This window comes from Brevibacterium sp. UCMA 11754, assembly GCF_021532275.1.
Taxonomy (GTDB): domain Bacteria; phylum Actinomycetota; class Actinomycetes; order Actinomycetales; family Brevibacteriaceae; genus Brevibacterium.
Genome location: NZ_JACBOT010000001.1, coordinates 352772 through 376440 on the forward strand (window position 1 = coordinate 352772; position 23669 = coordinate 376440).

Annotated in this window: 18 protein-coding genes; 5 read left to right on the top strand and 13 right to left on the bottom strand. The window is 59.2% G+C overall.

The features are described from left to right. Positions 1–133 precede the first annotated feature (133 nt). Positions 134–2026: a glycosyltransferase family protein gene (locus HX613_RS01610; protein WP_235343745.1), complete on the top strand. Its 1893-nt coding sequence runs from the start codon at positions 134–136 to the stop codon at positions 2024–2026. Here HX613_RS01610 and HX613_RS01615 read toward each other — a convergent pair. The 3 genes from HX613_RS01615 to wecB are packed head-to-tail and all read right to left on the bottom strand — an operon-like array spanning position 2014 to position 8082. Continuing rightward, the gene (locus HX613_RS01615; RefSeq protein WP_235343747.1) at positions 2014–4875 is read right to left on the bottom strand and encodes a heparinase II/III domain-containing protein; all 2862 of its coding nucleotides are present in this window, start codon (positions 4873–4875) and stop codon (positions 2014–2016) included. The two genes, HX613_RS01610 and HX613_RS01615, sit on opposite strands and share 13 nt — an antisense overlap. Beyond that, positions 4872–6938 (bottom strand): glycosyltransferase family 4 protein, encoded by a 2067-nt coding sequence (locus tag HX613_RS01620; protein WP_235343879.1) that lies wholly within the window; start codon positions 6936–6938, stop codon positions 4872–4874. The genes HX613_RS01615 and HX613_RS01620 overlap by 4 nt, the downstream gene beginning before the upstream one ends. 31 nt (positions 6939–6969) lie before the next feature. Continuing rightward, entirely contained in the window at positions 6970–8082 is a 1113-nt protein-coding gene (wecB, locus tag HX613_RS01625) for a non-hydrolyzing UDP-N-acetylglucosamine 2-epimerase (RefSeq protein WP_235343880.1), read from the bottom strand. Between the two features lie 391 nt (positions 8083–8473). On the opposite strand from wecB, the gene wecC reads away from it, so the two are divergent. Both wecC and HX613_RS01635 read left to right on the top strand, forming a co-directional pair. Continuing rightward, positions 8474–9733 carry a UDP-N-acetyl-D-mannosamine dehydrogenase gene (wecC, locus tag HX613_RS01630; protein ID WP_235343748.1) on the top strand — a complete coding sequence of 420 codons (1260 nt, stop codon included), beginning with the start codon at positions 8474–8476 and terminating at the stop codon, positions 9731–9733. Between the two features lie 74 nt (positions 9734–9807). After that, on the top strand, positions 9808–11790 hold the full coding sequence (locus HX613_RS01635; protein WP_235343750.1) for an acetoacetate--CoA ligase: 1983 nt from the start codon (positions 9808–9810) through the stop codon (positions 11788–11790). Between the two features lie 123 nt (positions 11791–11913). Here HX613_RS01635 and HX613_RS01640 read toward each other — a convergent pair whose 3' ends face one another. The 8 genes from HX613_RS01640 to HX613_RS21955 all read right to left on the bottom strand — a co-directional run bounded on the left by HX613_RS01640 (position 11914) and on the right by HX613_RS21955 (position 19968). Then, positions 11914–12903 carry a DUF6414 family protein gene (locus HX613_RS01640; protein WP_442862577.1) on the bottom strand — a complete coding sequence of 330 codons (990 nt, stop codon included), beginning with the start codon at positions 12901–12903 and terminating at the stop codon, positions 11914–11916. Between the two features lie 378 nt (positions 12904–13281). Further along, positions 13282–14952, bottom strand: a complete 1671-nt coding sequence (locus HX613_RS01650) for an APC family permease (protein WP_235343753.1) — start codon at positions 14950–14952, stop codon at positions 13282–13284. 275 nt (positions 14953–15227) lie between these two features. Beyond that, entirely contained in the window at positions 15228–15530 is a 303-nt protein-coding gene (locus tag HX613_RS01655; RefSeq protein WP_235343754.1) for a hypothetical protein, read from the bottom strand. A 121-nt stretch (positions 15531–15651) separates the two neighbouring features. Beyond that, positions 15652–15996 carry a hypothetical protein gene (locus HX613_RS01660; protein WP_235343755.1) on the bottom strand — a complete coding sequence of 115 codons (345 nt, stop codon included), beginning with the start codon at positions 15994–15996 and terminating at the stop codon, positions 15652–15654. A 135-nt stretch (positions 15997–16131) separates the two neighbouring features. Next, entirely contained in the window at positions 16132–16941 is an 810-nt protein-coding gene (locus tag HX613_RS01665; RefSeq protein ID WP_235343756.1) for an ABC transporter ATP-binding protein, read from the bottom strand. Further along, on the bottom strand, positions 16934–17791 hold the full coding sequence (locus HX613_RS01670; protein WP_235343757.1) for an ABC transporter permease: 858 nt from the start codon (positions 17789–17791) through the stop codon (positions 16934–16936). The genes HX613_RS01665 and HX613_RS01670 overlap by 8 nt, the downstream gene beginning before the upstream one ends. Positions 17792–17867: 76 nt before the next feature. Beyond that, entirely contained in the window at positions 17868–19100 is a 1233-nt protein-coding gene (locus HX613_RS01675) for an FAD-dependent oxidoreductase (RefSeq protein WP_235343758.1), read from the bottom strand. Between the two features lie 73 nt (positions 19101–19173). Continuing rightward, positions 19174–19968, bottom strand: a complete 795-nt coding sequence (locus HX613_RS21955) for a pyridoxamine 5'-phosphate oxidase family protein (RefSeq protein ID WP_268826481.1) — start codon at positions 19966–19968, stop codon at positions 19174–19176. Positions 19969–20195: 227 nt separating this feature from the next. On the opposite strand from HX613_RS21955, the gene HX613_RS01685 reads away from it, so the two are divergent. Continuing rightward, positions 20196–20522, top strand: a complete 327-nt coding sequence (locus HX613_RS01685) for a rhodanese-like domain-containing protein (protein ID WP_235343759.1) — start codon at positions 20196–20198, stop codon at positions 20520–20522. Between the two features lie 48 nt (positions 20523–20570). Here the strand turns inward: HX613_RS01685 and HX613_RS01690 are convergent, their stop codons facing one another. Further along, positions 20571–21410 carry a D-2-hydroxyacid dehydrogenase gene (locus HX613_RS01690; RefSeq protein ID WP_268826483.1) on the bottom strand — a complete coding sequence of 280 codons (840 nt, stop codon included), beginning with the start codon at positions 21408–21410 and terminating at the stop codon, positions 20571–20573. A 125-nt stretch (positions 21411–21535) separates the two neighbouring features. Further along, positions 21536–22612 carry an Lrp/AsnC family transcriptional regulator gene (locus HX613_RS01695; RefSeq protein WP_235343761.1) on the bottom strand — a complete coding sequence of 359 codons (1077 nt, stop codon included), beginning with the start codon at positions 22610–22612 and terminating at the stop codon, positions 21536–21538. Between the two features lie 203 nt (positions 22613–22815). Between HX613_RS01695 and HX613_RS01700 the strand changes: the two genes are divergently transcribed. Beyond that, positions 22816–23661: a substrate-binding periplasmic protein gene (locus HX613_RS01700; RefSeq protein WP_235343762.1), complete on the top strand. Its 846-nt coding sequence runs from the start codon at positions 22816–22818 to the stop codon at positions 23659–23661. Positions 23662–23669 lie beyond the last annotated feature (8 nt).

Consider the following 23669-nt stretch of genomic DNA (forward strand, 5'->3'; position numbering starts at 1 on the left):
GATTGTACTATTGACTGTGACAGAATTGACACATCAGTAGTGGTGCCAACATTAAGATTCGGTTTCGGATACAAGTTTGTTGCAAGCCGTCTTGGCTGGGCAGAGCGCGAGTCCCCGACGAAAGGAACACAACTTGGCCAAGACGCCGCTTCACACCCTGAGAACTGCACTGTGGCATTGGCGAAAAGGCGGACTGTCCCAGCTGACGACGTGGAGTCACCGCCGCTCGATCACTCAGGGCACGGCGGAGTCCTCGCCGCAGATCGCCACAGGTTCTCTGTCCGAAGAGGTCCTGGCCGACCTGTTTCCTCCCATGCCGGTTCCGGAACGCGTCCCGGTGTTTGCGCACTCTCGGGTCGGGGTCATCCTCGACGAGTTCTCGGCCCAGAGCTTCGGCTTCGAATGGTCGACCACAGAACTCACTCGTGCCGATTGGGCGAACGAACTCGAAGGTCTCGACTTCGTCTTCGTCGAATCGGCCTGGAACGGCAATTCCGGCGATTGGAAGTTCAAACTCAGCGGCCCCTCTGGACCGAATTCGGACATCGTCGAGCTGCTCGCCGAATGCCGGCGTCGGGACCTGCCGACGGTGTTCTGGAACAAGGAGGATCCACCGCACTTCGAGGACTTCCTTCCGCTGGCGAAGCTAGTCGACGTGGTGTTCACCAGCGACGTCCGGCTCGTCGCGGAATACCGAGCGGTGCTGGGCCATGACCGGGTGGCAGCACTTCCCTTCGCCGCCCAGCCCGCGATCCACAATCCTGCCAGGCCGTCCCGGAACTTTGCGGCCCGCGACATTGCCTTCGCCGGAATGTACTTCGCTCACAAGTACCCCGAACGTCGCAAACAGATGGACCTCCTCCTGGGTGCCGCCGAGTCAGTATCGGGTCGTATGGAATATGGACTCGAGATCTTCTCCCGATTCCTTGGCGACGACGAAAAGTATCAGTTCCCAGGACAGCTCGCTGACCGTGTTGTCGGTTCTCTTCCCTATGCGAATCTCCTGACCGCGTACAAGCACTACAAGGTGTTCCTCAACGTCAACTCCGTCGTAGGCTCGCCCAGCATGTGCGCCCGGCGGATCTTCGAGATTGCTGCAGCCGGCACACCGGTCGTCACCACGCCCAGCGCGGCAACGAAAGACTTCTTTCCCACCGACGAAGTGCCGCAACCGGCCACCCAAGAAGATGCTGAATGGTCATTACGGGCATTCGTGCGTAGTAGAGAACTGCGAGACAGGACCGTGCACAAGGCTCAACGAAGAATCTGGCGTGAGCACACCTATAGTCATCGCGCTATGACTGTGATGGACGCGCTGAACGTCGACTACATTGACCCTGTGCCCGCCTCTGTGTCGGCGATTGTTTCGACGAATCGTCCCGAACACTTGGACAACATCATTGCAACGCACGCAGATCAGGTCCATTCTAACCGTGAGCTCGTCCTTGTCACGCACGGATTCGAAGCACCCCGGGACTTCACCGCTCGGACCAAGGATGCAGGTATCGACAACCTCACGCTATTGCAGGTCGCCGCCAATCAATCACTCGGCACGTGTCTGAATCGTGGAATCACAGCTGCCAGCGGAACGGTCGTGGCGAAGATGGATGACGACGACATCTATGGCGCCAACTACCTGTCGGATCAACTCGCAGCGCTCCGGTATTCGAATGCGGACCTGGTGGGCAAGCAGGCGCACTACCTCCACCTGCAGGGACGAAACATCGTCATATGCCGTTTCCCCGAACGAGAGCACCGCTACTCGGACATGGTGATGGGCCCGACTCTGCTGGGACGCCGGGAGACATTCCTCGATAATCCCTTTGCCGAGCGCACCCTGGGCGAAGACACCGAACTGCAGCAGCGCCTCGTCACTGCTGGCGCCCGCATCTACTCAGCGGACCGCTTCAACTTCGTCCAGGTCCGCGGTGACCATGCGCACACCTGGACTGTCGAGGACAACCTGCTATTGGCCAACAGCGACGTACATGCGTTCGGATTCGCACCTCAACACTACTGTTTTTGAGCTGAATCTCGCAGTTGCTTATATACTTCAAAAAGCGTCTTCTCGTATGTGTCTCGCGGCACTGAAATATGCCCTTTGCCAAGAGGGACCTCAACTATCTGAAGCTTCTCAGCGGTCCCCTGTTCGTCGACAAAATCGGCAAGTCCGCGCACGTGCCGTGTCCAGTGGTGCGTGTCTTCCGGATTCGCCACGACCGTCACAGGCGGAGTGCCGACTGTGCGGAATCGTTCCATCACACTTATGCGTTCGAGTTCTTCAGTTTTGATTTCATGGACCAACTGCGGTCGTCCGAATACAGTCTCCATCGCTACCGCCGCAGACGGCGCATGATACTTCCGCAGATCAGTTTGCGGATTGAACGCAACTGCGGAACCGCTAGCGAGTGCCGCAACATGCATCGCTGCAAATCCGCCCCCGGAGCTGCCGACACACAGGACCGACGCACACCCGAGATCGTCGGCCATCTTCGAAACTATCAATGCGATTTCCGCATGCAGATCGACAAGCTCGTTTCCGAGGTACCACCCGAGTCGAAGTTCACGGTTCTGATCGAGAGTTGCATCGTAGAAGCTGACGACCGGTCCATCTGATATATCCACCGTAGATGACAATCGCTGGAATATCGGCGGAGTAACCTTTGCTCGATCGATCGCGCCTTGAAAAAGTACTGTCAGTATCGGGCCCGGCCTGCGGATGAGCGCCGCCGCAATACACAGATTATGGGCATCGAATGTATACACGCCATCGCGTGGAAATTCTTCAAGCTGATGGCCGACGATTTCGTAACCGTCGTCGCCTCCCAGAGTCTCGGTGAAATATGATTCTCGGTCTCGCTGCACCGTGGAATCTGAATGTCCCGTCGAGCCCGGCTTGATGTCTGCAAGCACTGCCCGAGCCCCTAGGTCGATCGGTGAAAACAGCGACTGCGCGGGGAGCTTCTCTGCTTCTTCTTTTGCAATATCGGAACCAGCCTGTGGCGATGTGCGCAGTGCCTGTCTGATCTTACTCAGCGAATCGAGCAAGTCGGCTCGAGCAGCTGAGTTCTTGAGCTCCAATGTTGAGCTTTTTCCATGTTCGATACGGCCACGTGCCGCTTGGACAACTTCGTCTGAGGAGGAGTAGACACCCGATCCGGCGATGAAAATCTGCTCGCTGACGCGTCCATTATCGATGTTCATTCCGATCAGGCTAGAGTCTGCGGAAGGGACTGTTCGAATGGCGTCATCGCTGGATCCGACAGCTGGGCAGATTGTCGTGATGAAACGAAATCGCTTGCCACTCTTCTCGAGCTCGATCTGCGTCGCTGGCTTCTGCTGTTTCCAACCAGAAGCGACCCAACCCAGTCCGTAGTCGTTATCACCGAGATACATCCGGACCGTCGGAGCTTTCCCGCTGAAGATCAAGGCAGCGGTTTTCCCTTCGGAATTGAGTTCGAACCCTCTTTTGAGTTGCTTCGCAGTGACTCCAATGTCTGTCAACCACCGTTGTTTGGCGGTGACTTGCTTATCGGCCATGATCGTATCGACAATGATCAGCGCGTCCGTATTGAATGACAGGACAACCCGCCTTTCGATACGCACCCCCTCATAGCTCAGATCCACAAGGACGAAGGTCAGACGGTCCGCGTCTTGTTCAAAATCCTTGAGCTCGACTCTGACGCTCGCGTCAAATTTGCGTCCGCGGATTGTGACGAGGTTGTGTGTTTCCCGAGAGAGGTAGCGTTTGACGACTGGTTCTTTGCCGTAGCCGAACTTGCCTGGATCGGCCAACCAGTTGATCCCTCGGCTGAAATACACAAGGGACCCGGCATCTTTGTGCCCGTGGACTTTGTCGCTACGTCCGTACGGAACTGCAAGAAAGGTCTCATCCTCGAAGTTCCGTTCGAATTCGCCCCAACCGCTTCGAGCATAGAGGTATCCGCTGGCGTTGTAAGCTTTGACCCGGGAAGCAGGCATCCGTCCATCGGCGCCAGCCGAGAGCACATAGCGAAGTCGGTCGTCGTCGATGCCAATCGGCTTGGTTGGGCCCGTATCCCCGATTCTCACGAGTTCACCCAGAGGAGTCGTCGCGTGAACGAGCTCTTCCACACCTATCCGAAGCGTCTCTCTGAATCTCGCGACGCTGAACCCTTCGATTTCGAGTGCATCGAGTATTTCCAGCCACCATTTGTGGTTGAACAGGTGGTAGGCAATCGCACCTTCACGATTGATGCCGTCGGTATCGTGCTCATCGTCGAAAAGCGTTTGCAGTCCGTCGACAGCCTGCTGAGTCCACACGTCATTTCGCAACACACGGCCGCACGCGAACAATCCTTGGAACTGATGCATCAGATGATTCGCGTGGCCGTGATTTTGCGGGTCGGCCAGCCACGCTCCATGCTTATTTAGAGCCTCAATGAGTTCGGGCAGATGTTCAGGGGCCCGCTCCGCTACAACTGGCAATCCGGCAATTAGTGTGCGGGCTCGGAATGCATCTGTCATGTCCTTCCAACGGAAAATGCTGGAACCTTCCTCCTGAGTGTCGAACCGTATCCAGCTGAGGACGATTTCGAGCCACAGAAGAAGATCATGCGGATTCCCAGCCTCGGCAGAGCGGCGAAGCGGGTCAGCCCAGCGCAGCATGTACCACTGAGCACACCAGTTCGTTTCCTGAAATGGATCGACATCCCAGTCGATGTCATCGCCAAATGTGTAAGTGGCGTGCGGTGGAAGTGTCACCGTTCTCTGCCGGAGCTCCTCCAATGCGTTCTGTTCATTGCCGATAGATGTGAACTTCCCACCAAGGGTCTGACGGCGGGCTGCTTCAAGGTCGATAGGAAGGGTAGATGGGTCAGTCACTGCGTCGCTCACTCGTCCAGGCTACGGTAGAGCCGGTCGATGCGCCCGGCCAGATTATCCCAGTCACGTTCCTCTGCAACCCAGGTGCGGGCCTGAGCACCGAGGCGAGTGACGAGTTCCGGATCGTCGAGGAGGCGTTCCAGCTCGTGTTGAAGTGATACGACATCGCCTTTGATGTGCCTAAAGCCGTTGAGCCCGGGCGTGACAATCTCGGCCAGCGCCGCAACATCGGACGATACAACGGCCTTTCCCATTGCCATGGCTTCGAAGGGCTTCAGCGGCGACACCATCTCACATACCGGCAGGGGCAACCGTGGGAACGGAGCGATATCGACGAGCGAGTAGTACTGTTCGACCTCGTGGTGTGGAACGCGGCCGGTTATGCGGAAGAGATGCGCGAATCCGCTTTCCTCCACCTCCGCGGTGAACCTCTCAAGTTCTGCACCGTCGCCGACAAGCATGACCACGAAATCGTCGCGGACGACCGCCATCCTGATCGCGGCTTCGATGAGCAGTCCGAGGCCCTCATAGTCGAGTATCGAACCGATGTAACCGATGACGGTCTTGCCCTCGATGCCGAGTGCACGGGCAAGCTCGTGGTTGCGCTCGATCGGGACAAAGCGTTTCGTATCAACTCCGTTGGGCACTACCTCGATCTTGTCTCCGTCGACTCCTCGGTTCATAAGTTCATCCTTGAGTGCCTGGGTGATCGCGATGACGCGAGTGGCGTTGGCTGCCGCTTCGGATTCCATCTTCGCCATGTATCTGAACATTCCACCCTCAGCCCACTTCGGATCTCGGGAGCCGCGGGTGACTTCCCACAGGCCACGAACTTCATAGATCGAGGGCAGACCGAGCTTGTTCGCGGCGCTGACCGCAGCCAGCCCGTTCCAGTGGTTGGAGGCGGCGTGGATGATCGATGGACGATTCTCGTGTGCGAATTCGATGAACCGGTTGACGTAGCGCTGTGTGTATAGCTGGATCGGCTTCTTCAGTTGCAGTTCTGCGTCCGTGGACAACCGCCTGTATGGGACCCCGTCGATGATGTCTTCGGACGGGATCTCTTTGAGATTGTCATGCTTCGTCATGTCGAAGGGGTAACCCAGACGGGTGACTCCTTCGATGTCCCATTCCAACCGGCGCAGGGCGCTGAGAAGCCCGTGGGTGCGCGTCGCGTAGCCGGCGGAGTTGTACGGAAGGGAATTGTGTAGCAGGTAGCTAACCTTGCCACGATTAGGTGTGTAGACAGGTGCCGAAGCCTTTTTCGGAAACGGGAATCCTTTGACGGTGAGCTGGTAGTCATTGAGGACGGTGAAGGAACGCAGCTTCTTCTTCGCCCAAGCGTCGTCGGGTTTGTGACGCAGATACTCGCGCAGGAGCTTCTCCGCGCCCTTGCTGTTCTCACGGCGCAGGTCTCGACGGATCGCAAGCCGAAGCGAATCCACTGGAATTTGCTCGGATGTGAGCGCCGTCATGCCGGTGATCGCGGCGGAACGACGGCCTCTGGCCAGGCAAAAGATCACCCAAGCTTGCTCGCTCTCGGGTCCACTGACACCCATAAGCGTTCGATTGCCACCGGTCCGTTCGAGTTCAGCCGCTGCCTTCGCTACCGTATCGGTGCTGGTGGCGGCCACCACGTCGACCACCTCGGTGATCTTGTTAGGGATTGCAAAGTCTAGGGCACGCCGGTGCCTGTTGGGCTTGTCCTTGATCGCGCGTGCCAGTCCGGTCAGCACGGAGGTAACCGCTGTCGAATCCTCCCGGTCACCGGCCATCTCGATGAACTGTTCGAGAGCGGCGAAGTTGCCGGGGTCGATTTCGACGGCATTGGTGAAGCCGAAGTATGCGAGATCGTAGCGCCCCGAATCCTGCAGCCTCTGCGCAAAGGACATCCACAGCAGGCTGTCCTCGGGAAACTCTCGTAGTCCGTGCCTGTAAAGATTCAGTGCGAACTGACGATGGCCGAGCTTCCACCTCTCGGCGGCGGCGGCGCGAGTCTCGGCGGCCCGACTGGATCGGTCGCCCTCCTTGGCGGAGCTGTGGTCCTGTTGCGGCTTCCGCCTGCGCTTCGTCATTCTGCTCAAGTAGTTCTCCATTACCATCGTCTCAGCGTCCTTCGGATGACAGAAGCTGTGTGAGGGCGTCAACGCTGCGCCGTGCAGAGTGACCGTCCCCATAGGGATTGACCGCGTTGGCCATGGCCGAGTAGGCAGCCCTGTCATCTAGGAGACGGGCCACCTCGGTGATGATCCGGTCGGTTGCCGTGCCGATGAGCTTCACGGTTCCAGCGTCAACCGCCTCGGGGCGTTCGGTATTTTCACGCAGCACCAGCACGGGTTTGCCCAAGCTGGGGCCTTCTTCCTGGATCCCGCCCGAGTCGGTGAGGATGATGTCCGAATTCGCAATCAAGTGCGAGAACTCGCCGTACTCGACAGGCTCGATGGAGATGACATTATTTAGGTCTACGATCTGCGGTTCGATCGAGGCCCGCACCTTCGGGTTCTTGTGTGCGGGCCACACGATGAGCAAGTCCGGGTATCTCGTGGCGAGTTCACGCATGGCCCGACCGATGTTGATCATGTTCTCACCGAGATTCTCTCGGCGGTGAGTAGTGACGAGAAGAACGCGCCGGTCGTCGATGCTCAGTCGCTTCAGTTCAGGAACTGTGAACTCCACGGCGCGTGCCACTGCCCAATGCAGGGCGTCGATCACAGTGTTTCCGATGACGTGGATATTTTCATCAGGCACCCCGTCTGCCAGTAGATTGCTACGAGAAACCCTGGTCGGTGCCAGGTGCATGCGTGCGATCTGCGAAACGATCTTGCGGTTGGCTTCCTCGGGGAAAGGCGAGTCAATGTCGCCACTGCGCAATCCAGCTTCCAGGTGCACCACGGGGATCTCACGGTTGAACGCTGCGATAGCCGCGCCCATTACAGTTGTGGTGTCGCCTTGCACGAGGACCGCGTCCGGCATGTGTTCATCGAGAACGGCGTCAATCCTCATGATGACGTTTCCGGCGATTTCGTTAAGCGTCTGTCCGTGAGCCATGAGGTTGAGGTCGACATCGGGGACAATCTGGAATACTTCGTTGACCTGGTCAAGCATTTCCCTGTGTTGCGCAGTCACCACAACTATCGGTGACAGTGTTTCATCTTCTTCGAGTGCTTTGATCACAGGGGCCACTTTGATCGCTTCAGGACGTGTCCCGTATATGACCATGACCTTAGATCCCTGGAACGAGCTACCAGCACTCACTGCTTCTCCTTCAAATAAGAATGGTTGCCAACCAGCAAAAGAAAGCAGGCCCGATTTTGCGCTCCGGGCCTGTTCTCTGTCCATTCAACAAATTCTATATTCAACGAATACTGCCATGCCTGGCAACCGTTCTGCGTACTGAGACGTTCGGATCGGTCAATGTTTATCAAAACTTGACATCGCCTTCACCATTTTCGTTCAAAGTCACTGGCGAAGGAGTTCACATTTCGCCCACGACGAGTCATTCACTACTATTTCATTTGTTGTACCAACCGTCATGGCACCTGATCATCTATTTAGATGATCTCCGGACCAGATATCGGCGGACCTCTATGTACAGTCTGGAGTACCAAATATGAATTCCTTCCCTGAAAGCAATCGTCCCTCGGTTGCCGTGATCGGGCTCGGCTACATCGGTTTACCGACTGCTGCCGTCCTCGCCAGCTCAGGTGCTGACGTGATTGGCGTTGACATTAATCAGAAGAACGTCGACGTCATCAACGCCGGCCAGGTGCCGTTCGTCGAGCCCGATATGGCGACAACTGTTGCCGGTGTCGTCTCCCAGGGCTACCTCCAGGCGACGACGGTGACTCCGCATGCGGACAACTACATCGTTGCCGTCCCCACGCCGTTCACCGATGGCAAGAGGCCTGATCTGTCCTACATCGAAACCGCAGGCAAGCAGATCGCTCCGCTGCTCGAAGGCAATGAACTCATCATCCTCGAATCGACTTCGCCTCCCGGTGCCACCGAGTTCCTCGCCGATACGATCCTCGCTGCTCGCCCGGACCTCACGCTCAAGCCTGGCAGCGCCCAGTCGATCTACTTCGCCCACTGCCCCGAACGCGTCCTCCCAGGACGCATCATGATCGAGCTGCGCACCAACGACCGCATCGTCGGCACCCTCAACGGTGAGGCTGGGGAACGGGCGCGTGAACTCTACGAACTCTTCTGTGAGGGCGAGTTCCTCATGACCGACGCCCGGACAGCTGAGATGGCGAAGCTGACAGAGAATGCCTACCGCGACGTCAACATCGCCTTCGCCAACGAGCTGTCGATGATCTCGGACGGTCTCGACATCAACGTCTGGGAGCTCATCCGACTGGCCAACCACCACCCCCGCGTGAACATCCTGCAGCCCGGTCCCGGAGTCGGTGGACACTGCATCGCCGTCGACCCCTGGTTCATCGTGGCCACCGCACCGGAACGTTCGTCACTGATCAGGACCGCGCGCGAGGTCAATGATGCGAAGCCGGGCTTCGTCCTCGACAAACTGCTCCCCCAGGCTAAGCGCATTGCCGACGTGCAGATCGCAGCACTGGGACTGGCGTTCAAACCCAACATCGACGACCTGCGTGAGAGCCCTGCTCGGCAGATCGTGGGACGGCTGGCAGACGAGCTTCCGCAGGCGAACATCATGGCCGTCGAACCCAACATCGAGGAGCTGCCGGCCGAACTCGAAGCACGCGAGAACGTGACGCTGACAGAGATGAACGAAGCCGTCCGCGCCGCCGACATCGTGCTCCTCCTCGTCGACCACAACGAGTTCGTCCGCCTGGATCGGACGCATCTGGCACAGAAGATCGTCCATGACACTCGGGGCGTGTGGAGCTGAGCCTGACGGCTGCTGCCTCTGCACGAGACGTCCGACCGCTGCCGTTCACCGTCGTGCTGAACTGAGGAGAAGAATTGACCGCTGAACCGATCTGGCGCCCGAACCCCGACCAGACGCCCCGCCCGCAGATTCTTGCGTTCACCGAATTCGCGAATCAGCGCACGGGTCTGGACATGGTCGGCTACGACGACCTGTGGCGTTGGTCGCTGGGCGATCTGGACGGCTTCTGGGGCGCGGTCTGGGACTTCTTCGACGTCATCGCCGATGAGCCATACACCAAAGTGCTGGCGAACAGGTCCATGCCGGGTGCCGAATGGTTCCCAGGCACCCGCGTCAACTACGCCGAACATGCACTGCGCGCCGGGCTCGACGAACGACTCATCGACGAACCAGCGATCATCACCATCACCGAGGACGGGAACCGCTTCGAGGTCACGTGGCGTGAGCTGCGACGACAGGTCGGGTCGGTGGCGGCATGGCTGCGTGAGCGTGGAGTGAAGCAAGGCGACCGGGTCGTCGGCTATCTGCCGAACACCCATCACACGCTCATCGCCTTCCTCGCTTCCGCTTCGATCGGCGCCATCTGGTCGGCCTGCGCCCAGGACTATGCAGCAGAGGGAGCCGCGGCGAAGCTCGGGCAACTCGAACCGATTGTGCTTTTTGTCGCCGACGGCTACTCCTGGAACGGGCAGGCCTTCGACCGCCGCGACCAGGTTGCCGAGCTTGCCGCTCGCATCCCGTCGTTGCGGGCAGTCGTCGGCATCGACAACCTCGGCGCGGGGCCGTTGGACGAACAGGACCGGATCGCCGATCTCGTCGCTTGGGACGACATCGCCTGCGGCGATGCACCGCCGGAGTTCGTGCGGGTCGACTTCGACACCCCGCTGTGGGTGCTGTACTCCTCAGGCACCACGGGAATTCCCAAGGGCATCGTGCACAGTCACGGAGGTGTCGTCGTCGACCATCTGCGACTGCTCGGACTGCATCTGGACCTGCGGCCGGGTGACCGGTTCTTCTGGTACACGAATACGAACTGGATGATGTGGAACCTGGTCGCCTCGGCGCTGGTGGCGGGTGCGACCACCGTCTGCTTCGACGGCAGCCCCCTCTACCCCGGCCCACGCAGGTTGTGGGAGATCGCCGCGGAGACGGAGGCGAACGTCCTCGGCGTGAGTCCGGGGATCTTCCTCGCCGGGATGAAGGCGGGGCTGAAACCCGGCGAGGAACTGGATCTGTCTCCTCTGCGCACGATCGGCGCCACCGGGGCACCGGTGCCCGCTCACTGCTTCCCCTGGGTCCGCGACGCCGTCGGCGAGCGCGTGCAGCTGGCCTCGACGAGCGGAGGCACGGACGTGGTGAGCGGGTTCGCCGGTTCCGCGCCAAATCTCGACGTGTGGGCGGGCGAGTTGTCGGGCCCGGTCCTCGGTGTGGCCCTGCAGTCCTGGGACGATGACGGCAAGCCTCTCATCGCCGAGGTTGGGGAGATGGTCATCACCGAACCGATGCCGTCGATGCCGGTGAAGTTCTGGAACGACCCCGACGGGCAGCGCTACCGGGACACGTACTTCTCGATGTTTTCCGGAGTGTGGCGCCACGGTGATTGGATCACGATCACCGACCGCGGCAGCGTCATCATCTCGGGACGATCGGATGCCACTCTCAACAGGCACGGCGTGCGACTGGGCAGTGCCGACATCTACGACGTCGTCGACGGCATCCCCGAGGTCACCGAATCGTTGGTGATCGGGGCCGAGCAGCCTGACGGCGGATACTGGATGCCGCTGTTCGTCGTCCTGGCTACAGGGGCTTCACTTGATGATGCGCTGCGGTCGCGGATCGCTCGGGACCTGCGTGAGAAGGCCTCACCGCGGCATGTGCCCGATGACATCATCGCGGTCCCGGCCATTCCGCACACCCGCACGGGAAAGAAGCTCGAAGTCCCGGTCAAGCGCCTCATTCAGGGGCATGCGCTGGCGAAGGTCGCGAACCCTGATGCTGCGGATTCGTTCGAGGCGCTGACTTATTTCGCGCGGTTTGTGTGTCGGGCGGAAGGCTAAGCTAGGGCAACGTGCGCAGAGTAGCCGACAGCCCCAGCCAGTTGAAGAACCGCATTCCGAGGCCAATTGGGTGACATTCAAATTGAAGTCTCGCACCGCCGATGCAGACGCAGTGTAATTCCATTACTCGGCCAAAATGGATCCTCCTATCGAGCGATACAGCGCCAGCGGAACAAGCGAAAACCCCGGGGCCCGAGGCAAGTCGACAAGGCCGCTAGTTTGCTCAAGAAACTGCCCAACCAGATCCACGAATCTTGCTCGATTTATGCTCCCATCGTCGTTCGTGACATCGTCAATCTCATCTCCTCCGGCCTGGCGACCAAGTTGTCCGACAACACCAACAACAGTCCACTCCTGCTCGGCTAGACCGTACCTAGAGATCAGCACCTCTGGTGACGCGTCCAAGAATCTTCGCCCTTCCTCTAGTCGAGCTGAGACAATCGGTCCTGTCTGACCGGCTGGCCTCAAATGCAGATGGACCCCTTCTCCGAATACACCACGCGTAACTCGTATCATGCCCGCAAGTTGGGCGCGCGGCACATTCATGAGCGGTATCGTTTCACCTGGCGGAAGCAGGTCCTCCGGATACTTTGCTTCAACAGATGATGCTTGCCTCGCAGACCGCTCGGCCTTCTTCTGCGCCTCAGACTTGGCTTTAGGCGGTACAGGCTTTGGCCGAACATCTTCGGTATGTTCGATACCGAGCTCAGAGATTCCGTGTGCGGCCGTTGCCAGCCCTACGATTGCTTCTGACATCTGCGCAGGTTGGAAAATAGTGCCGTGAGAGGTGATTCTAAGTATCTGTCCAGGCGATATTAGATCAACGATTGAATCCCACGTCTTACTAACCGCAAGACTCTCCGACAGGTCGGTAAGTAGCCCCATGGCTTCTAGGTCAGCCTCTAGACCCTTGAAGAGTGAATCCCCCAAGTTGCGTTCAATGGCATCTTCCGCCGACGAGCCCGATCCTCCTCGAACCAGCTTCAGGTCGGCTTCCAATCTCTTCTGCCTAGCAGTAACGTTAGTCGCCCTGTCAGGGACTCCGTCGTAAAGTTGGCTAGCTAGCCCAGAAACTTTGTCGAGGTCAACGTACAGGTAGTCACGCAGAAACAATTACACTCCGCTCGTCGTTGGTGTAGCCATTCTGACCACGGCTGTTTCCGCCACACCATATCCGGAAACACCGGGCAACGTTGGTCCGACTCCCTACGAAATAGATTAGTCGCTCTAGCCCGAGAGACACTAACGTAGTGGAACTCAGATCCTGGCATAGGCTCCGGAGTGAGGTGACGCGAGCCTCGGCGAACCGATGTCTCCGGATCATGGCCCTTCGTGTGATCAATTAGCCCGACGGGTCCGCGCTTAACCCACCCGGTCGTGTACACGCTAGGAGTGACATCCACCTCGGCGGCCTTCGCCTGATCGTCGGCATCGAAGACGCGACCTTCGTGATTCGTGATGACCTTCTTGGCCTCGTCGAAGGGCAGGGGTTCACTCACCGTCGATGTGTTCGGCGCTGGCCTCCTTGGTGTTCTCGACGTTGGCGACCACATCTGCCGACTTCAGGCGGGTCTTGATGCCGACGGCGAAGACGATAGAGGTGACGATGAGGCATGCCAGCTCGCCCCAGCCGAAGGTGAGCACACCCAGGGCACCTTCACCGTAGGTGCCGAGGTAGCTGAGCACGGCCAGACCGCCGATCCACAGCAGCATCCACCAGCCCGAGGCGAACTGCAGCGGCGGGATCTTGTTACGGTCGCTGAAGACGTAGTGCAGACCCAGCACGACGTAGCCCAGCGCCATCGCCAGGAACAGCTTCCAGTTCGTGTCCCACCCGGTCCAGAGGACGATGAGATTGGCGGCGAGGAACCCGAGGAACGGCAGTGTGTCACCTCCGGGCAGACGGAAGGGACGATCCTGGTCCGGCAGCTGACGGCGCAGAGCGGCCACCGTCACCGGTCCGCTGCCGAAGGAGATGACGGTGCCGGAGGTGATGAAGCCGACCATCTTGGCCCATGACGGGAACGGGAAGAAGAGGAAACAGGCGACGATGAACGTCACGAGCAGACCGATCCACGGAATGCCCTGCTTGTTCAGCTTCGTCAGCCCCGAGGGTGCATTGCCCACACGTGCCTGCGAATAGGACAGGCGAGGGCTGAGTGCGGTGAAGATCAGGCCGGTGTCGGCCGGGGAGACCACGGCGTCGATGTAGAGGATGATGGCCAACCACATGGCGCCGAGCATGATCGCGATCTCCGCCCACGGGCCAGCCGAGTTCGAGAACGACAGTCCGCCCCAGCCGTCCTTGAGCAGCTCGGTGGGGATCGCACCGATGAAGGCGACCTGCAGGAGGATGTAGATGATGGCGGTGATCACGATCGAACCGATGACGGCGAAGGGCACGTTCTTCTGCGGATTCTTCGTCTCACCGGCGAATTCCACGCCCTGACGGAAGCCGAGGTAGGAGAAGACGATGCCCGCTGCGGGCAGGGAGGCGAAGATCGGGGCGAGGCCGTTGGGAGCGAAGCCGCCGAACTCAGCCATGTGGAAGTGGCCCGGATTAAACGCGAGGATCGCGAGCCCGACGAACACGAGCACGATGACGGCAAGCTTCCACCACACGAGCACGTTGTTGAACTGGGCGAAGAACTTCACGCCGAACATGTTGATGACACAGAAGACCGCGACCATCGCGATGCTGACGAGGATTCCCGGGCCGGTGAGGACCAGCACTCCGTCCTTGGTCTCCATCAGCCATGGCATGTAGCTCGAGGCGTATTGGACGGCTGCCAGCACCTCGATGCCGACGGTGCCCGCCGCCGACAGCCACGTGATCCACCCGCTCGTGTAGCTGGCGAACGAGCCGAAGGCGTAGTGCGGGTAGCGCACGACACCGCCGGCGACGGGGAACATGACGCCGAGTTCGGAGTAGTTCAGAGCCACGAAGATGATGAGGATGGCTCCGATGGCCCAGGACAGGATGGCGGCCGGGCCGGCCATGCTCGCGGCGTCGAAGGCGCCGAAGAGCCAACCGGATCCGATGATCGAGCCGACTCCGGTGAAGAGCAGACCGGTCTTGCCGATATCGCGTTTGAGGCCCTTGTCATGGACGACGGTCACGCTCGTATGCGGGCCCGATGACAGTGGATTTCGTGAGGGCACCTTTGCCTCCCAAAATAGTGACGACGGCTGAGTTTCGGAGATCAGTCTTCTCCTGCAGTTTCGCCCTGTCAATCACATTTGGGCATCATCGACCGAGGTCACCGCACTAACTGTCCATCTGACCGCTTTCTCACCGGCGGGTGCGAATAGTGGAATAATTCGGGTCACTATGTGAAGTCGCCGTGGCAGGCCCGTGGGTCGCTTCGAACCTGCGGGGCACGCTTGGCTGACGTTCCATGCCACCTCGGCGAGGGTGGCGGAGGTGATTCCGACCCCTAGGAATTCCCCTCGATGCTCGTGTCCCGGGTCTCCTTAGCGAAGAAGACGAGAACGGCGATGATGACGGCGACACTGCCGGCGATGACGGACATCGGCAGGGAGAAATAGCCGCCCAGGTGTTCTGCCCAGCTGGCTTGCAGGGTCGAATTCGGCGAGGCGATGACGTTGCCCATCTGGTAGACGAAGCCTGTCAGCATCGCTCTGGCGTCCAGGGGCATGAGCTCATTGAGGTAGGCAGGGATCACGCCCCAGGCGCCTTGGACCATGAACTGGACGAGGAACGCGCCGATGCCGAGCATCACAGCAGTTTCGCTGTATGCCCGCAGGGGAATCGCGGGGAGGACACATGATCACAACAGGGGTATTGGCTTGGCTAACAGCCCGTCTCACGGGACAGCGCGGTTCACAAAGTAACTCAGCTCAGACTCCGGCCGAGGCGGCACCTACGCACAGTACGAGTCCGATGATCGCGACGAGGGCCATGGCGATCATCGACCCGGCCATCGCCCACAGGCGGATCCTGCCCGGCCGAATGGCGAAGCGGGAGATCAGCAGGACGAGGTAGAGCGCACCTGCCACGATGATCGTGGTGATCGCATACCCGATCGCCGGGCCTCCGGAAAAGATGACTGCCGCCAGTACGCCCGCGATGACGACGAGGAACAGCCCGCCTGCTACGATCCAGATCGTGCCGGTCGAGCTGCGAAGCGCAGGCTGGTCGCTGATTCGTCTCGGGTCGATCGGCTCACGTGACCTCTCATCCATGCGCCCGAATCTAGTGACCACACACTTGCACGGCCATAGCCCGACGAGCCTCGCACACCACCTCCGCAGATTGCCCAAAGGGAAACGCAGCAGTCTCAGCGTCGATCAGGCAGAAGAAGACTCTCGGTCTCGCTACTACTTCTCTGACTTGTTGAAGTCCTGGTATTCCTTGATGATGTCGGCAGCCGGACCATCGGCGCGCAGTACGCCTTTCTCGATCCACAGCACGCGGTTGCAGGTGTCCTTGATCGAGCGCATCGAGTGCGAGACGAGGAAGACCGTACCGGCATTCTCGCGGATCGAACGGATCCGTCCCTCTGAACGGTCGCGGAACTTCTTGTCACCGACGTTGAGCGCCTCGTCGACGATGAGAATCTCGTGTTGGACCGAGGTCGCAATGGCGAATTTCAGGCGCTGGGACATACCTGAGGAATAGGTGCGCATCGGCAGGTTGATGAAGTCCTCGAGTCCGGTGAACTCGACGATGTCGTCGAACTTCTCTTCCACCTCGGCGCGGGTCAGCCCCAGTGCCAGCGAACCGAGCATGATGTTTCGGGCACCGGAGAGATCCGGAATCAGTGCTGCACCGACGCCGAGGAGGTTAGGCCGCGAGCTCGCGTAGATCGTGCCTTCAGACGTCGGGGTCAGCCCGGTGATTGACCGCATGAGAGTGGACTTGCCGGAGCCGTTGCTGCCGATGACACCGATGGATTCGTTCTTGTGCGCGACGAAGCTGACTCCCTTGAGCGCGTGGACCTCCTGGAGGCCGCGCTGACGATCGAGCAGGCCTCCCCCACCACCGAGCTTGAGCTTCTTGCCCGTGGCCAGGGTCTTATAACGGACGTGGACCTCATCGCAGATGACAACCGGAGGATTGTTCTTCGTGACCTCCGGGAGACCGCCGGTGTCGTGCGATTCCTGCTCAGTCTCACTCTGCTCACTCATCGCGACCATACCTTTCCTCGGCCTGCCAGAAGAAGACGAAGCCGATGATGAAGATGCCGAAAGCCCAGATTGCGAGGTGCCAGAAGTAGTCGTAGGGAACATCGCGGCCCACCATGAGGATGCCGCGGGCAATCGCGAGCACGTTGTTCAGCGGCTGCCAGTCCGCAAACACCTGCCAAGCGGGGTCGGGGTTGATTTTCGCCACCATGACCTTGAGGTCGAAGAAGACACCGGAGGTGTAGAAGATCATGCGGGAGATGAAGGGGATGACTTGGCTGAGGTCTCTGAAGTGGACGGTGACCCGGGCGAAGATGAAGGCTACACCCTGGTTGAAGATCCAGAACAGAATGACCAGGGGGATGAAGAGGAACCAGTCCCAGGCAGGTCGGGCGCCCCACATCATCGCCAGGAGCATCATGAAGATCAGCGTGGGAATGAAGTTGAGGAGGTTCTGAAACACCTTGGAAATGGGCAGGACAATGCGCGGGAACGGCAGGGACTGCACAAGGGATGCGTTCGAAATGATCGACTTCGCACCGCCGTTCATCGAGGTGTTGAAGAACTCGAGAACGAAGACGCCGATGACGACGAACGGAGCAAAGTCGTGTGGTCGAGCGGTGGCGCCGTCCATGATGTAGCCGAAGACCGTGCCGTAGATCAGAGCCGAGAATGCCGGCCGCAGCAGCACCCAGAGCATGCCGAGACGGTTGCGCTCGTTCTCGCTCTGCATCCGGTACTTGGCCAGAGTGTAAGTGAAATCGCTGCGAGTGATCAGCTGCTTGATGTACTGAGGCAGGGACGGCCGCCCGCCGACTCTTTCGAGCCCATGCTCCTCAGCTAGCTTAGCCATATCCATGTACAGAAGTTTCTCTCGTCGGCGACTGGGGGCGAACACAGGAAGTCTACGTGATGAGGGTAGCCGATTCTCACAGTCGGCTATGAGCCTTGAAGTCGAAATCAGGGTCTTCGATCTGGGCTCGAGTCGGAATGTTACTACCGGCCAGTACTCGGCGGGCGGCTGCCTGCATGGGCGGCCAGTTGAGTGTCTCGACGCCGACGAGCCGTGCATCTGGGCCAGATCCATCGAAGTGGAAGACCTGGAATTTCTTGCCGCTCGGATCGTGTCTGATAACCGTATCGGTGGCATCGGTGCTGGTCAGGCCCGCGGTGAAGACCTTTTCTGGGCCCTGGAAGCTCCAGTGCCACGGGATATCAGACCAGGGTTCACAGGTGTCACCATCGTCGGTACTCAGCAGTTCGGCGAGGTATTTGCCGTGACTTTCGGCCACCGGTTCGCAGGCCCAAGGATGGTCAAGGGCGAAGGTGCCGTCGGTGATCTGCGCACAATCACCTGCCGCCCAGACGCCTGGGTGAGATGTTGCCAATTTCTCATTCACCTCCCACGCCTCGGCGGGTCGGAGGCCATCGATGGGAATGAGTGTCGGACGAGCCCCGACACTGGTGACGAACAGGTTGTGAATGTCTGCCGGGATCTCGTCCGGGCTGCTGGTGTGGGCAATGAACTTCACGCCGGCTTCTTTGTGCTTCTCAAACAGCGCCTTGCGCACTGGGGCAGATAGTTGTTTTCGCAGGGGTTCGTCCCCGCGCAGATAGACGGTGGCCTCATGTCCGGCGGCGACCGCCGAGGTCGCCACTTCCATTCCCAGGTATCCGGAGCCGAGGACGCCGACGTTGAGCGGGGTACCGGATTCGGCGACGAACTCACGGATCCATTCGGACTCGGCCAGGTTGTACACGGGTAGGGCATCCGGGTAGCCGGGGATCTCCGGCCGGTTCGCTTCCATGCCCGTGGCGAGGATGCAGTGGGTGAAGTCCAGAGTCTCCCCCGACGCCAAGTGGACGGTGCCGGCTACTGGGGTACCGCCGGTGGGACCGGCCTGCTGGGACTGATCGGTCGCCTCGGCGAGGGTGATCTCTGTGGCCTTGTCACGAACGAAGGTGACGAGCTCACCGGCCTCCAGGTGGAAGGGCAGGTGATACCGGGAGTCGTCGAAGAGGTGCTTCGACAGCGGTGGCCGTTCGCTGGTCTCCCCCGCGGCCGGGTCGACGAGCGTGACCGCCTGACCGCGTTCGCTGAGCTCCCGGGCGGCGGTGATTCCGGCCAGCCCTGCACCGATGATGACGATCCTCTTTGCCATGTCTCCATGCTAGTCCGCAAGCAGCGAAGTGTGGTGTGAGATGGGACGCTGCGGTGTTCTATGCGGCCTGGGCTCAGAGTTCTGTGGTGCTGCTGCCTCCCCCGGTGCGCTGTCCCGTGACCTTGGACTTGACGATCTGGGCCAAGCCAGCGACCTTGCCGCCCTTGAGACCCCAGTGCTGTGCGGATTCTCCGGTGACCTTGATGAGCCCGAGGTCCGGGTCATTGAGTCCGCCTTCGAACCAGGTGGCAGCTTCCTTGTTCCAGAGCTTTGCGAGCTTGGCTTGATCATCGACGAAGTCGACCCGACCGGCCACCGAGAGCCAGTTTCCCGCCTCGGAGACGGCGATATTGACCTGCGGATTCTGCAGCAGTGCCGTTGCTTGGTCGCCCTGCAGACCGATGAAGAACCACACGTCACCGTCGTCGGTGACCTCTTGGGGCACCATTGGGTGGGCGAGCAGCTTGCCGTCGTCGAGAGCGGTCGTGAGCATCACATAGCCGCTGTCGCGGAGGATCTTCACGACGTCCTTCTGTTCAAGGGAACCAGTGTCAGCCCCTGCACCCGCTTCATGCGCCGTATTGCCCGTTGCTGCCCGGCTCGCGTCGGTGTCTTTCTCAGCAGCCTTCACGGCGCTCTCATCGACGGCCGTATGTGAGCCGTCGGGGTTGCGGTGGAGGGTCACACCGATGTCAGCGGCCATGTCTTGGGCACGGTCTTCGACGTTCTCTTCGGTGTAGCCGACCTGCGTCTGCGAGTCGACTTCGGAGGTGCCGCCCAGTGGCTCAGTCGCCTCGTCGAGCTTCGCCGCGGCATCACGTGCCTTCGTCTCGCCGGTGGATTCGTTGCTTATGTCTCTGCTGCTCATCAACATTCCCTTCACAGACGATTCTTGCCCCAAGTCTCACATGAGGACGCCGACAACTGAAGAGGGCGTCGAGAAGTTTCCAGGTTTGTCAGGCAACCATCAGACACTGATTCACTCTAGGTCAGATACGTGGCCACGCGGTGTCAATCGGACTAGCTGCTGTGTTCGATGAGGCTGTCGACCGTCGCGGGATGCACTGCGATTGTGCTCATGCCTAGACTGTGGTCATGGATGAAGAATCAGTCTCCGTGACAGAGATCCCCGAGGGCGCCGCCATCATCGACGTTCGCGAGGACGACGAATGGGAGGCCGGGCACATCGAGGGCGCACTGCACGTGCCGTTGGGTGAGCTGCCGACCCGACTCGACGATCTCCCCCTCGACGATGTCATGTACGTCATCTGCCGCACCGGTGGCCGTTCCCACCGCGCAGTCGCGTGGCTGACGAACAACGGCTTCGACGCCTATAACGTCGCCGGTGGCATGGGTTCCTGGAACCTCGACCACGGCAAGCCGATCGTGTCGGAGAACGGCGAGGAGCCGTGGGTGAAGTGAGTCCGCTCAGAATTTGGTGACAACTGCGACGAATGTGCTGTCGAGATTTCAGTACATCTGGGTTCGGTCACTGAGCGGCGCTCCTTCTAGATAGCGACCCAGGTTGTCAATGAATACTCGGGAGAAGTTGTCATGCCGCTCAACAGTTTCCCCTGCCATATGCGGACTTATGACCACGTTGCGGCATTGCAGGAGCGGATGCCCAGTTGGAAGCGGCTCGGGTTCGGTCACATCCAGGACGGCGAGAGACAAAGGCCTCTCCGAAAGGGCATCGGCCAATGCCACCTGATCCACGGTGCTACCGCGACCGACATTAATGAAAACCACAGCCTGTCCGAGGTTCTTCAGAAATCGTTCATTGACAAGGTTCTCTGTCGATTCCGCAGCTGGCAGGCTACAAACGACAACGTCGAAGTCACCGATTCGTTCGGGAACCTGTTCTGAACTCACGTACTCGTCGAAGACAGTATCGAGTCGACGAGGATCCCGCCGGAAACCCGCGACCGTGCCAAAACCCATCACCTTGAGCGCTTTGGCGCATTCGGTGCCTATTCCACCGGCCCCAAGGATCAGTGTCGACATAGAACGGTTCGACAAAGGCTCTCTTGGCGACCAGTGGCCCTGTTGCGTGTGCAGCACTGACTGGTGAAGGCCCTTCGACCAGAGTAGAACCGCACCTACGACGAACTCCGCGATCGGTCGGTCCAGGACGCCTTGAGAATTTGTGAGGATTACACCCCGCTCACCCAAGAGTTTGAGATTTAAATGATCAAGGCCCGCCATATTGACGTGGACCCACCTCAATCCGGGTGCCAACTCAAGAAGTCGTTCCATATCAGTCCAAAATCCACCGCGAATGAGTATGACTTCAGTCTGAGGGTCCAGCATGTGTATCGTATTGGGAAGTATCCGCTGCAAACTCACCCTTGGCTCAAGCGTTGCCAGAAGAGGCGATTCTGCCCCACTGGGCCGATCGAGTATCGCTACCCTAAGATGACTCAACTTGCTCACCCTCAATCAACTCCGCTGTCTTTTCCTGCCAGAGGCGTCTGGTTCGACTTTTGCCGGGCATGCATAGGCATAGAAGATTCAAACAGCCACCCGGGGCCGGAAACGCCAATATAGGAGCTGTTCTTGACCATATTCCAAACGCGCTTGTGCGTCGATGTCTGCATCATGATCTCGGAGGCCTTGATTCCGGCAATCGATCCGAGAACATCGGTCATGAAAGCATGCATGTCTGTGTGGAACTTGAGCACAAACTGCCCAACCAGGTTGTAGCGTCCAGCAGTAGCAAACAGTGTTTTCGTTTCTTTCATTGCGGCAAGTTCGGTCCCGATCGCTGTCAAATGAGACGGCTCAACGTTGAGCCACGCCCAGAACGATGACTGGAAACCCAGCAACTCAGGCTCGACAAGTACCCGAAAAGACACGATCTCCCGACTGATCAGAGATTCAAGGATGCGGCGGGCAGTGCTCTCCGATTTCTCGATTGGAGCTGCTAAATCACTCAGAGACGTTCTTCCGTCTTTGAGGAGCAGTCCAAGCACAGTTGACTCTTCGCGGGTGAGCTTGGCCTCCAACCTCTCTTGGCGAACGTCGATCTCTCGATTCACCGTCGCAGGCAGCCAGTCCTGGCCAGAAGTGTATGTATGAGTCGCCACAAACAGCTCCGCCGAAACATCGAACGCCAACGTGATCTCGTGGATGACTCCCTGAATGTCGACAAGCGAGGGCATGACGATCTCCGCTACGCAACCGGCAGAGCCGGCTACCGCTCCGACATACCGGACGTCAGATCGCACTTGTAGCGACTGCAGGAAGTCGGGCCGCGATGAGTCTCGACCACGGAACTGCACCATGACGGGAACGGCGAGCCCGAGACGTGTCACGTCCACACGCCCGGTCACACGCAGGCGGCCATCTCGATTGAGAGCTTCGAATCGTCGCCGCACGGTGCTTGTCGAACTGTTCGTTTCGGCAGCGATACTCGACCACGCCGCCCGGCCATTATCGTGCAGCGCACGTACGATCCCCTGATCCAGATCGTTCAGGGGCCGTGGAGTTCTATTCAGATTAGATGTGCTCATATGGCAATATCCTTCATAAATGCCTTTCCATTTGAACAAATATAGCGCACATCCTATTGACATGGCATAGTCATTCATAGTTGTATTCAGGTACGTCGACTCGTAGAGAGTCCCCTGATGACTGATCGACCAATCAATGACGATCCCGACCACAATCGAGGTAGACCTTGGATGCACCCAATTTCACCCGAAAGTCAGCGTCGATGACTGTTAAGTTCGGCGCGATCGCCGCGTCACTGGCACTCCTCACCTCAGGCTGCTCCGGAGGCGGCGCCGAGAGCACCGTTCCCGAGGGTTGTCAGCCGAGCGCCGAGGTCGAGACGCTGCACAAGGGAAAGCTCACCGTGTTAGTCGCCGAGCATCCACCCTTCGTCACCACGGAAAATGGGGATCTGACCGGAATCGAAGGTGAGCTGATCAAGAAGATCGCTGCCGACCTCTGTCTTGAAGTTGACTCCTCGACGACCTCGTTCTCGGCGATCATTGAGGGTTTGCAGTCCGGTCGCGCAGATCTGTCGGCTGGCAACTGGACGGTGAACGACGAACGCAGAGAGATCTTCGAAGTCAGCAACGGCCTCTACGAGGGCGGCATGGGAGTCGTCAGTCGTGGCGACGATCTCGAAACCGTTGACGACCTCAAAAATAAGTCGCTCGGGACTCCACAGGGGTATTTGTGGATCGATCAGCTGCACAAGCTGTACGGCAAGAGCGCGGTGAGGGAATATCAATCGGATTCTGCGGTGCTCGACGATGTTAAAGCCAAACGAATCGACGTGGGAGTGGTCAGCATCCTCGCCAACACCTGGCGGCTGACCCAGGACCAGTACTCCGACCTCAAGATCGACAAGATGCAGAAATCACCCGACATGCCCTACACCCAGGAACCGCCGCTGTCTGTCGTGCTCATCAAAAAAGGTAATGCCGCGCTCAAAGGCGCCACTGATCAGACAATTGCAGACTACAAGGACTCCGGCGAGCTGGATAAGAGCTTTGAGAAGTACGGACTTGATCCGAGCCTAGTCACTCCAAACGACAAAGACTCCAAATGACTGACTTG

Coding starts and splice junctions, on each gene's coding strand:
- wecB (WP_235343880.1), bottom strand. CDS start 8,082: ATGGTCATATACGGGACACGTCCTGAAGCGATCAAAGTGGCCCCTGTG.
- HX613_RS01655 (WP_235343754.1), bottom strand. CDS start 15,530: ATGCTCGGCATCGGCGCGTTCCTCGTCCAGTTCATGGTCCAAGGCGCC.
- HX613_RS01690 (WP_268826483.1), bottom strand. CDS start 21,410: ATGCTGGACCCTCAGACTGAAGTCATACTCATTCGCGGTGGATTTTGG.
- HX613_RS01685 (WP_235343759.1), top strand. CDS start 20,196: ATGGATGAAGAATCAGTCTCCGTGACAGAGATCCCCGAGGGCGCCGCC.
- HX613_RS01620 (WP_235343879.1), bottom strand. CDS start 6,938: ATGACGAAGCGCAGGCGGAAGCCGCAACAGGACCACAGCTCCGCCAAG.
- HX613_RS01665 (WP_235343756.1), bottom strand. CDS start 16,941: ATGAGTGAGCAGAGTGAGACTGAGCAGGAATCGCACGACACCGGCGGT.
- HX613_RS21955 (WP_268826481.1), bottom strand. CDS start 19,968: ATGAGCAGCAGAGACATAAGCAACGAATCCACCGGCGAGACGAAGGCA.
- HX613_RS01695 (WP_235343761.1), bottom strand. CDS start 22,612: ATGAGCACATCTAATCTGAATAGAACTCCACGGCCCCTGAACGATCTG.
- wecC (WP_235343748.1), top strand. CDS start 8,474: ATGAATTCCTTCCCTGAAAGCAATCGTCCCTCGGTTGCCGTGATCGGG.
- HX613_RS01700 (WP_235343762.1), top strand. CDS start 22,816: ATGACTGTTAAGTTCGGCGCGATCGCCGCGTCACTGGCACTCCTCACC.
- HX613_RS01670 (WP_235343757.1), bottom strand. CDS start 17,791: ATGGCTAAGCTAGCTGAGGAGCATGGGCTCGAAAGAGTCGGCGGGCGG.
- HX613_RS01675 (WP_235343758.1), bottom strand. CDS start 19,100: ATGGCAAAGAGGATCGTCATCATCGGTGCAGGGCTGGCCGGAATCACC.
- HX613_RS01660 (WP_235343755.1), bottom strand. CDS start 15,996: ATGGATGAGAGGTCACGTGAGCCGATCGACCCGAGACGAATCAGCGAC.